Below are 9641 nucleotides of genomic sequence, written 5' to 3'. Positions count from 1 at the left end.
CTGAAGGGTGCTCCTGGCTTCTGCGTGTATTCAACCTTCGACAAGTCGAATTATCGCAGGTCGGAGCACCCTTCTTCGGCATTCACGCACGGGTGTTCCTCAAAGCGGTGAAAGCCCGAGGCTAGGTTCGCATAGAGATGGGCGCCTCACAGCGGTGGGCACGGGTTCGTGTTCGCCGAATTCTAAATCGAGCTCGGGGAACTTTACCTCGACTTCAGCGGGTCCTAAACCAACTCGATCCGCTCGAGCACCTCGTCGGCCCAGAACCCGCACCGTTCGCGAGCGGTTGTGACGAGGACCTTGATGTCGTCGACCAACAACGGGTACCGCGGGTTGCGGTGCGGGGCCGGTCCCCTGCGACGGTGTACTCCCGACCGACGGATTCCGGCCAGCGTCACGGTTACGGGCTCGTGTGCGGACGGCGGCAGGTGGCAGGTGGTGCGGTGTTGATGGTTGATTGCCGCGAGCCAGGTGCCGATGGTGGCGACGGCGTAGGCCCGCTCCCCCGTCTCGGCGCGGGTGCCAGCGGCGTCGACGAGGTACGCGGCGACTGTGACCGGGTGCGCCGGCAAACGCCGCATCCCCTTCGCGGTCGGACCAGCCGACGAACCGACACCATCCCGCAGCGTAGGTGCGACCCGCCCCCCGTACCGCGAGAATTCGACGGCTTTCGCGATCCGCTTGGCCACGGCCGACGGGATCTCAGGCTCCACATCCAATGCCACCGTCGTTGGTTTGCCTACCGCAGGCATTCGGGCGGGTCGGGCGTCTATGTGTGGAGCTAAGCGCAGGCCACCGACACCTCTACGAAGCTAACACTGCGCTGAACTGGTGTTTCGACGCAGATGAGGCGGAAAATACAGCTACCTCCCTGACCGTTCCCCATGTGTCAACGGTGTTTCTGAATCGACCGGTTCCCTCATTGCGGCAATTTTGGCAAACGCTTCGATGGAGGGGGAATGAGCTCCCTTTCTGCTGACCACGTAGATCGGCCGGGTCAGACCGTTGGCGATCGGCCTGATCACGCAGCGCCCGATCATCGAGCTTGTCATGGGAGTCCACCACAGGGCGTAGCCCGTACCGGATAACACCAACGGCAATATTGCTGTGACACTGTCCATTTCAATGTGAATCTTCGGTTGAATCGACTGCTCGCCCAGTGTCTTTTCGAACCATCGTCGTGATGATGATTTTTCCCGGTGCATCGTGATGAGTTCCATGTCGGCAAGCTCCTCGACACTTACGGGTTTGCCCCCATCAGTGGTGTTCGGGGGCAGTAGAGCGACCATTCGTTGACTTCCCACCCGCGTCGCTACTACACCAGGGTCAGCGACGTCCGAGACTACGAGGCCGAAGTCGAAACGACCGGAAAGCACACCGGCGACGATGCGACGATCGTCGGCATCGTCAAATACCTTTACGGCAACTGCGGGGTGAGCGCACCGAAAACCAACAAGCACGCCGGTCAGCCATCCGGCGGTGACTGCAGGAACGGCGCCAACGATGATATGACCCCCGCCTACTCCGAGCGCGGCCCTGGTGGTGTCGAGCGCGACCTCGAACTCGCGAACGGCTCGTCGTGCTGGGTCGACGAGCGCGCGTCCTGCAATGGTAAGCACTAAACCATTTGGTCTTCTTTCGAAGAGCGCACCGCCAATCTCTTTTTCCAAACCCCGAATAGCAACGGACAAGGTCGGCTGGGTGATGTGTAGACGTTCTGCAGCCCGGGTGACGCTCCCGTGGTGTGCAACCGTCAAAAAGTACTCCAACTGGCGTCTGTCCACCCAACCAGTATAGCTCGATTCTATAGGGTTCATAGATAGAGATAATTCGATTTTATGGTCGTCGGTTTGTAACGTAGGCCACACCGACCGACCGAAAGGTCGGTAATCATGCTGAGGCCTACAGGAAAGACCAGCAATGACGACCAATTTTTTGATCCTCATGTCGGATCAGCACACACCTGCCGCGTACGGCGCATACGGTAACGAGGTAGTTCACACTCCGAACTTGGACGGCCTTGCATCTGCAGGCACCGTTTTCGATGCTGCCTACTGCAATTCACCGATTTGCGTTCCGTCACGGGCTTCCATGGCCACCGGGCGTTACGTACATGAGACGGCCAATTACGACAACGCCTCACCCTACCTGGGCACGGAGGCCCCTAGTTGGGGCCACCGAGCAGAAGCCGCGGGTATCACCGCCACAACTATCGGGAAGCTTCACTACCGGGCCGTCGAGGATGCAACCGGGTTCTCCGATCAAAGGGTGCCTCTACACGTCAGAGGGGGTGTGGGCGATCTCTTCCACGCGCTACGCGATCGTCAGCCGCCAGCTGTGCAGCTTCGCCACGCGGTCCAAGACGTGCGCGCCGAGGAGTCGGATTACAGCGTTTTCGATCGGACCGTGGCGCAGGAAGCATCGCGCTGGTTGCACGATGCGGCGGGCAGCGACAAGTCGTGGTTGTGCAAGGTGTCCTTCGTGACCCCGCACTACCCCTTCCTTGTTCCTGAGGAGTTTCTCGATCTTTACGACGCGGACTCGCTTCCAGTTCCCACACGAGGCGCCGTGGACGAGTGGAATCGGCATCCCGCCGTCGACATCTATCGCGCAGCTTGCGGACTCGACGTACCGCTGTCGGACCAGGAGACGAAAGACGCGATTCGGGCATACTACGGCCTGGTTTCTTTCATGGATGCCCAGGTGGGTATCGTGCTGGACGCTCTGCGTGACAGCGGGCAGCTCGACAACACCATTGTCTTGTACGTGTCTGATCATGGTGAGCTGCTGGGCACCGACGGCCTGTGGTTCAAGGGGACCATGGGTGAAATGTCCGTGCGTATTCCGATGGTGCTCTCTGGACCGGGAATCCCTACCGGGGTTTGTTCGACCCCGGCCTCGCTGGTAGATGTCTTTCCCACTGTGATCGACGTTCTCGATCTCCCTGCAAACGATGCCGACTCGACGTTGCCGGGCCGTTCCTTGCGCGAACTTGCTACTGCGCGGGAAAGGGTCGACCGTGCAGTATTTTCCGAGTACCATTCGGCCAATTCCCACTCGGGTTTGTTCATGATTCGTCTGCGCAACTGGAAGTACATCTACTGCGTGGGGTTCCCGGAACAGCTCTACGATCTCGACGCAGATCCCACCGAATCGCATGATCTTGCGGCAACTCCCGAATTCAGCGAGATTCTGGCTGAATGCAAGAAGGCGATGTTCGAGATCTGTGACCCGGAGGCAGTCGACACCGAAGTCCGAATCTCTCAGGATCAACGTGTCGAGGCGTACGGCGGCGTAGCCAAAGTTCTCGAAAAACCGCTCATGGTGTACTCGCCGACCAGTGGCGTTTGACGTAACTGACGACAACCCCCAACCGACCGAAGGCATCCAATGTCAACTCATGCTATCCCCAAACCCCAGATGGCCATGGTTCGTAAAGCGGCCACCGGTAGCGCAGTGGGTACTGCCATCGAGGCGTACGATTTCCAAATCTACGGCGTCGCCTCGGCGCTCGTATTCAGTCAGGTGTTTTTCTCGAACGTCCCGACGTCCCTGGGCATTGTTCTGTCGTTCGCCTCGCTCGCCGTCGGATTCCTTGCCCGGCCGTTCGGCGCGATCGTGTTCGGTCACTTCGGCGACAGAATAGGCCGCAAGAAACTCCTTATTATTTCTTTGATGGGTGCTGGCGGCTGCACGACACTGATGGGCGCGCTACCGACACACGCTCAGGTGGGCGTTCTGGCGCCTATCTTGCTTGTGGTTCTTCGTTTGCTGCAGGGCATCTTTCACGGCGGCGAGCAGGGCGGCGCAGTTCTGATGGCCGTCGAACATGCACCAGAAAACCGCCGCGGCTGGTACGGATCCTGGGCATTTCTGGGTAGCCCCGGCGGCACGCTCCTGGCCGCCGGCGTCATGACTGTCACGATCGCAGCGACCGGTGACAGCTTTCTCGACTGGGGCTGGCGCATTCCCTTTCTCATCAGCTTTATTCTCCTGGGCGTCGGACTGATCATTCGTGCCACCGTCTCCGAGAGTCCAGAGTTCAAGAAGGCGGGCGGTTCCGCCCATGCAGTCAAGGCGCCGATGCTCGAAGTCATTAAGAAATCCTGGCGTCTAGTGCTTTCTGCAATCGGCGTCAACCTGGGATTCAATGCCTTCATCTGGGTTCTATTGACCTACAGCCTGGCGTACGGAACCGAGTACCTAGAGCTTCCCAGGGAATTCATGCTCAGGGGAACACTCATCGGAGCGGTCGCGATGATGGTCTCGATGCTCTTTTTCGCTCGTCTGTCCGATCTGCTCGGACGAATGAAGGTGATGATCGCTGGGGCGGCGTTCCTCGCGGTGTACCCGTTCATTCTGTTCGCCCTCCTCGACACCGCGGACCGCGCGCTCGTCCTCACTGGAATGATCATCGGTTTCATCGGATCGTCGGCACTGTTCGGACCCCTCGCTGCGTTCCTCGTCGAGCTGTTCCCCACCAAAGTGGCCTACAGCGGCGTGTCGCTCGGATACTCGCTCGGTGCGGTACTCGGAGGCGGTCTGGCGCCCTTCCTCGCCAGCGTTCTGATGCGTGCGTCCGACGGGAATTCGTGGAGCGTATCGCTGTACCTCACTATCGGTGGTGTCGTCACTCTGACGTCCTTGCTGTACCTTCGTGCGACTACCGCGTCGTTCCGAAAGCCGTCCAGTGCGACGCCGGAGACACGCGGACACGTCGACAAGGTAAACCTCGACGCATGACGAACGAGCACCGTTCCCCGTGCTGCGCTCCTGGGCGCAGCACGGGGTTGCCCATTTTCACACCCGAGGGACCCACGACGAGCTCATCGGCACCGGCCGCAGCGCGCGACGAGATCAGGCTCCCGTCTGGAGCTTTCGAGATGGGAGATGCATGGGCGGAAGGCTACGCTGCTGATGGCGAACTCCCGGTACACACAGTCCGCGTTTCATCGTTCGACATCGATGCAACAACGGTGACGAACCAGGATTATGCTGCGTTCGTCCGCGAGACCGGTTACCGCACCGAGTCCGAGCGGTTCGGCGCATCCGCGGTGTTCCACTTGCTCGTGTCTGCATCCGATGACGACGTCGTCGGCTGGATGCCCGGGGCGCCGTGGTGGCTCGAGGTTCGCGGCGCAGACTGGTCGCATCCACGAGGTCCACGATCGCAGTGGCAGGACATCCCGAACCATCCAGTCGTACACATTTCGTGGTCGGACGCGAATGCGTACTGTGACTGGGCCGGACGACGGCTGCCGACGGAAGCCGAATGGGAATATGCGGCGCGCGGCGGCATTCAAGGGGCACGGTACAGTTGGGGCAACGAGCTGGATATGTCGGCGACTGTGCTGCCCTGCAACATCTGGCGTGGGGACTTCCCGAATCGGCACGACTCAGGTAGCTCGTTCACCGGTACTGTCGCAGTGAAATCGTATCCGCCCAACGGATTCGGATTGTACGAAACGGGCGGTAACGTGTGGGAATGGTGCCACGACTGGTATCTACCGAAGTACTATCGGACCTCACCTACGAGCGACCCGCAGGGTCCTAAACTGGGCCGGGGGCGTGTCCTACGCGGCGGATCGTTCTTGTGCCACGATTCGTACTGCAACCGGTACCGTGTTGCGGCTCGGAGCTTCGCCCCTCCGGACTCCGCAACCAGCAACTGTGGATTCAGAACCGTCGCTGACCTGACTACCCGGTCCAGCAACGACTCTCAAACGAACGACAAGCCAGGAGCATCATGACCGGCCACGCAATTATTGCTGAACTTATTCGGTGCTTGCCCGCGAAAAGCGTGGTTACCGACCCGGACCTGCTCGCGAGCTATCAACACGATTCCGCTGCACTTTGCGAATCTCACCCACCGATGGCCGCCGTCCTCCCGACGTCGGAGTCAGATGTCCAGACGACCATGGAGATCGCCGCAGCGTTCGGTGTACCGCTGGTACCCCAGGGGGCGCTCACGGGTCTGTCGGGTGCGGCCAACGCCGTTCGTGACTGTATCGTCCTCAACACCCGCAAGATGAACCGTGTCATCGCAATCGACGCAGTCAACCGCATTGCGGTAGTGCAACCCGGTGTGACCAATCGCGAGTTGAAGCTCGCTGCGGCAGAGGCGGGATTGACGTACAAGCCAGACCCGTCGAGCTGGGAGTCATCGACCATCGGCGGCAATATCGCCACGAATGCAGGCGGCCTCTGTTGTGTGAAATACGGTGTCACGCAACGCTTCGTGCGCGGCCTGCGGGTCGTTTTGCCCGACGGGCGGGCGGCGGCACTGGGCCGAAAGACCGTCAAAGGCGTTGCCGGCCTGAATCTGACAGAATTGTTCATCGGGTCCGAGGGCACCCTGGGAATCATCACTGAAGCCACAGTGTCGCTCGATCCAACCCCTCCGACTCCCCTCACGATGGCAGCATCCTTTCCCGACGCTACGGCTGCCGGCCGAGCGGTGGCTTCCATACGTGCGGCAGGCATTACGCCGAGCCTGCTCGAACTCATGGATCGAACGGTTCTCAGGGCGCTCGAGAAGCATGCGCGTATGGGAATCGACGACGCGGCCGGTGCTCTCCTCATCGCGCAGTCGGACACAGGGCACGCGGCAGCGCATGAACTCGAGGACATGGCGGCGCGGTGCGCTGACGCCGGTGGGTTCGACATCGTCGTCGCGGACGACGAGCACGAGGCCGAGCAACTCGTCGCATTTCGTCGTTTGTCTTATCCCGCGCTGGAAACGATGGGCTCCCCCCTGGTCGACGATGTGTGCGTCCCAATCTCGGCGTTGGCCGAAATGATCGACTACATCGAAGAATCGGCAGCCAAACTAGGGGTGACCATCGGCGTCGTCGGTCACGCAGGGGATGGCAATCTCCATCCGACCGTCATCGTCGATCCGACTCGTCCCGAAACATTGGACCTCGCGCACCGCGCTTTCGACGATATCGCCGACAAGGCGTTGCAGCTCGGTGGCACGATCACCGGCGAACACGGGGTGGGGCTGTTGAAAGTCGACCTGTTGAGCCGCGAACTGGACCCTATCGCAGCTGAACTTCAATCCAACATCAAGCGGCTTCTCGATCCGCACGGTTTGTTGAACCCGGGCAAGGTCATGCACATTTGTAACGAAGCAATGGCGTGATGAAGAATCGAGCCGTCGCCGAGCGTTTCCCGCGAAGTCTCTACTCGACCGGGGAGGAGCCTGATCCTCGATTCTCTTTCGCCAACGAGCGAACGTTCTTGGCATGGATTCGGACTGCGCTTGCCCTTCTGGCAGGGGGTGTTGCAATCAAGGCCTTGCCCCTGGACATCGCTCCCCTTCTACGCGCTGCAGTGTCGATCGCGCTGGTCGCGACGGGGACGGTGGGTGCATTGCACGCGTGGTTCACCTGGTTTCGGGCTGAACGGGCCATGCGTCAGGGCGAGCCGTTGCCGGCGGCATCCGGGACGACACCGTTGGCTTTGGCGTTGGTTTCGATCGGACTCGCCGTCGGCGCGGGTGTGCTGCTGGCGTGAACGAACGCACCACATACTACGACGCCGGCTTACAGCCCGAACGTACGTCGCTGGCCTGGCGGCGGACCGTTTTGTCTCTCGCTGCGGGCGCGCTGGTGTCTGCCCGATTGTTGGAAGCGATTCTAGGACCGTCGGCACTGATCGTCGGTGCCCTCCTGCTTGTTCCGTGTGCACTGAGCCTGTTCTCTCTACACCGTCGGCACCTCGCGATCGTAAGGTCATTAACTGTTCCGAGCTCCCCCGGGTATCGCCCAAGCGGGTTGTTGCAGCTTCTTGTCACGACGTCGACCGCTGCACTCGGAGTCATTGCGTTCGCGTTCGTCGTGGCTAGCTAGCTGACCTTGGGACCCAGTGGCTTCGCAGTGCAAGGTTCGACGGTTACGCCGTGGTCTCGTCGAGACCGCCCCTGTCCTCGTCGAAAATGAGCCACGTGCGTGTCGATCGGACACCGTCGAGGCTTTGTAGCCCTTCGAGCACTACGCGCCGCAACGTTTCGTTATCTGGAGCTCGCACGAGAACAAGAACGTCGAAATCACCGCCCAGCAGACTGAAGTGGTCCACGAATTTCATCGCGCGTAGCGCTTCCGAAACAGACCGCCACGAGTCCTGCCGGATCGACAGAGCAACGAACGCAGAAGTGTCGAGCCCAGACGCCGAGTGATTGATTCGCACCGTGAAGCGCTCTATGACTCCCGCGCTTTTCAATCGCTCAAGCCGGTTGTAGGCATGGGCTCGCGAGACATGCACCCGGTCGGCCAGCACTCGCATCGACAACCGTCCGTCGACGGTCAATTCGGTGAGGATCCGGCGATCCACGTCGTCCAGCTCGTTTCTCATAAAAACCCCGCCATTTGTCCATCGATTGCGTCTGTGTCTCACATCCTCGTGGACATGACGACATTTTAGACGCCAAACTGCGCCAATCGTCCACGACAGTCGTTACCTGAGCAGAATTTTGCGTCTAAGCGTGCAGAATCGGATTACAAGTTGAGTCAAGGAGAGTTCGATCATGACGACCATCGAGACCACGGCAGATGCTGCTTATCAGCGCTTCATGCCTGCCGATGTACCAGTCCAGTACCTAGGTGCCGACGGCAAGGCCGTCGACAGTGCCGCACGCTACGCTCGCCCGTCGGACGAACGACTGCTCGAGATGTACCGCACCATGGTGAACGGTCGCCGATTCGACCAGCAGGCAACTGCATTGACGAAACAGGGGCGACTCGCGGTATACCCGTCGGCGCGCGGCCAGGAAGCATGTCAGATCGCCGCGGCGATGTGTCTGGGCGAGTCGGACTGGATGTTTCCGACGTACCGGGACTCCATGGCACTGGCCGCGCGCGGTGTCGATCAGGTGGAGCTGCTCGGCATGCTCGCCGGTTACTGGCACTGCGGCTACGACCCCAAGCAGTACCGCGTCGCTCCCCAGTGCACTCCTCTCGCGACACAGTTGCTGCACGCAACGGGCTTTGCTTACGCAGAGCAGAAGCAGGGGCGCGACACCGTCGCTCTCGCGTTCTGCGGCGACGGCGCGACCAGTGAGGGCGACTTCCACGAAGCGCTCAACTTCGCGGCCGTCTTCAAGGCACCGGTCATCTTCCTCGTCCAGAACAACGGCTTCGCGATCAGCGTGCCGCTCGCTCGTCAGACTGCAGCACCCTCGTTGTCCCACAAGGGAGTCGGTTACGGAATCGGTAGCGAGCAGGTCGACGGAAACGACCCGGTCGCGATGATGAGCGTCATGGACGAGGCCGTGGCCTACGTGCGTGCCGGTAAAGGCCCGGTCGTCGTGGAGGCACACACCTACCGCATGGACGCGCACACCAACGCTGACGACGCGACTCGCTACCGCAAGGCCGACGAGGTCGAGGGCTGGCTGGCCCGCGATCCGATGGTCCGTCTCGACGCCTACCTCGAATCACGCGGTGTTCTCACCGATGAATTGCGTACGCAGTACACCGAATCCGCCGACGCCGACGCCGCAGCCCTCCGCGCCGGCATGAACGTCGAACAGCAAGTCGATCCCGAAGACCTGTTTCGATTCGTGTACTCCACACCCACACCGAATTTGATCGAACAGCGCGACCAGGTTGCTGCCGAAATCGCAGCCGAGGAGAACTGAC

The 9641-nt window shown here is 60.7% G+C and carries 9 protein-coding genes; 6 read left to right on the top strand and 3 right to left on the bottom strand.

What is annotated here, in order from left to right; all coding sequences use genetic code 11:
• Positions 1 to 224: 224 nt before the first annotated feature.
• Both DK926_RS25795 and DK926_RS26520 read right to left on the bottom strand, forming a co-directional pair.
• Positions 225 to 725, bottom strand: a complete 501-nt coding sequence (locus tag DK926_RS25795; RefSeq protein WP_207890920.1) for a hypothetical protein — start codon at positions 723 to 725, stop codon at positions 225 to 227.
• A 138-nt stretch (positions 726 to 863) separates the two neighbouring features.
• Complete coding sequence (locus DK926_RS26520; RefSeq protein ID WP_165839670.1) at positions 864 to 1784, bottom strand: LysR family transcriptional regulator; 921 nt, start codon at positions 1782 to 1784, stop codon at positions 864 to 866.
• 136 nt (positions 1785 to 1920) lie between these two features.
• Here DK926_RS26520 and DK926_RS25780 point away from each other — a divergent pair, with 136 nt between their 5' ends.
• The 5 genes from DK926_RS25780 to DK926_RS25760 are packed head-to-tail and all read left to right on the top strand — an operon-like array spanning position 1921 to position 7518.
• The gene (locus tag DK926_RS25780) at positions 1921 to 3351 is read left to right on the top strand and encodes a sulfatase-like hydrolase/transferase (RefSeq protein ID WP_114332766.1); all 1431 of its coding nucleotides are present in this window, start codon (positions 1921 to 1923) and stop codon (positions 3349 to 3351) included.
• 39 nt (positions 3352 to 3390) lie between these two features.
• Positions 3391 to 4743: an MFS transporter gene (locus DK926_RS25775; protein WP_207890919.1), complete on the top strand. Its 1353-nt coding sequence runs from the start codon at positions 3391 to 3393 to the stop codon at positions 4741 to 4743.
• Positions 4740 to 5750, top strand: coding sequence for a formylglycine-generating enzyme family protein (locus DK926_RS25770; RefSeq protein WP_114332765.1), 1011 nt, complete (start codon positions 4740 to 4742; stop codon positions 5748 to 5750). Before DK926_RS25775 ends, DK926_RS25770 begins: the two co-directional genes overlap by 4 nt.
• Entirely contained in the window at positions 5747 to 7144 is a 1398-nt protein-coding gene (locus DK926_RS25765) for an FAD-linked oxidase C-terminal domain-containing protein (RefSeq protein ID WP_114332764.1), read from the top strand. Before DK926_RS25770 ends, DK926_RS25765 begins: the two co-directional genes overlap by 4 nt.
• A complete protein-coding gene (locus DK926_RS25760) occupies positions 7144 to 7518 on the top strand; it encodes a DUF202 domain-containing protein (RefSeq protein ID WP_114332763.1) in 375 nt (124 codons plus the stop codon). The genes DK926_RS25765 and DK926_RS25760 overlap by 1 nt, the downstream gene beginning before the upstream one ends.
• A 378-nt stretch (positions 7519 to 7896) precedes the next feature.
• Here the strand turns inward: DK926_RS25760 and DK926_RS25750 are convergent, their stop codons facing one another.
• Positions 7897 to 8355, bottom strand: coding sequence for an Lrp/AsnC family transcriptional regulator (locus DK926_RS25750; RefSeq protein WP_114332761.1), 459 nt, complete (start codon positions 8353 to 8355; stop codon positions 7897 to 7899).
• A gap of 172 nt (positions 8356 to 8527) precedes the next feature.
• Here DK926_RS25750 and pdhA point away from each other — a divergent pair, with 172 nt between their 5' ends.
• Positions 8528 to 9640: a pyruvate dehydrogenase (acetyl-transferring) E1 component subunit alpha gene (gene pdhA, locus DK926_RS25745; protein WP_114332760.1), complete on the top strand. Its 1113-nt coding sequence runs from the start codon at positions 8528 to 8530 to the stop codon at positions 9638 to 9640.
• The last annotated feature ends 1 nt before the right edge of the window (position 9641 follow it).

This window comes from Rhodococcus sp. Eu-32 (genome assembly GCF_003336925.1).
GTDB classification, from domain to species: Bacteria; Actinomycetota; Actinomycetes; order Mycobacteriales; family Mycobacteriaceae; genus Rhodococcoides; species Rhodococcoides kyotonensis_B.
The sequence above is the reverse complement of the archived record's forward strand: the minus strand, read 5'-3'. Positions and strand labels throughout refer to the sequence as shown.

Excerpts from the sequence above, each read along its gene's own strand:
- DK926_RS25780 (WP_114332766.1), top strand. The coding sequence starts at position 1,921 with ATGACGACCAATTTTTTGATCCTCATGTCGGATCAGCACACACCTGCC.
- DK926_RS25775 (WP_207890919.1), top strand. The coding sequence starts at position 3,391 with ATGTCAACTCATGCTATCCCCAAACCCCAGATGGCCATGGTTCGTAAA.
- DK926_RS25770 (WP_114332765.1), top strand. The coding sequence starts at position 4,740 with ATGACGAACGAGCACCGTTCCCCGTGCTGCGCTCCTGGGCGCAGCACG.
- DK926_RS25765 (WP_114332764.1), top strand. The coding sequence starts at position 5,747 with ATGACCGGCCACGCAATTATTGCTGAACTTATTCGGTGCTTGCCCGCG.
- DK926_RS25760 (WP_114332763.1), top strand. The coding sequence starts at position 7,144 with ATGAAGAATCGAGCCGTCGCCGAGCGTTTCCCGCGAAGTCTCTACTCG.
- DK926_RS25750 (WP_114332761.1), bottom strand. The coding sequence starts at position 8,355 with ATGAGAAACGAGCTGGACGACGTGGATCGCCGGATCCTCACCGAATTG.
- pdhA (WP_114332760.1), top strand. The coding sequence starts at position 8,528 with ATGACGACCATCGAGACCACGGCAGATGCTGCTTATCAGCGCTTCATG.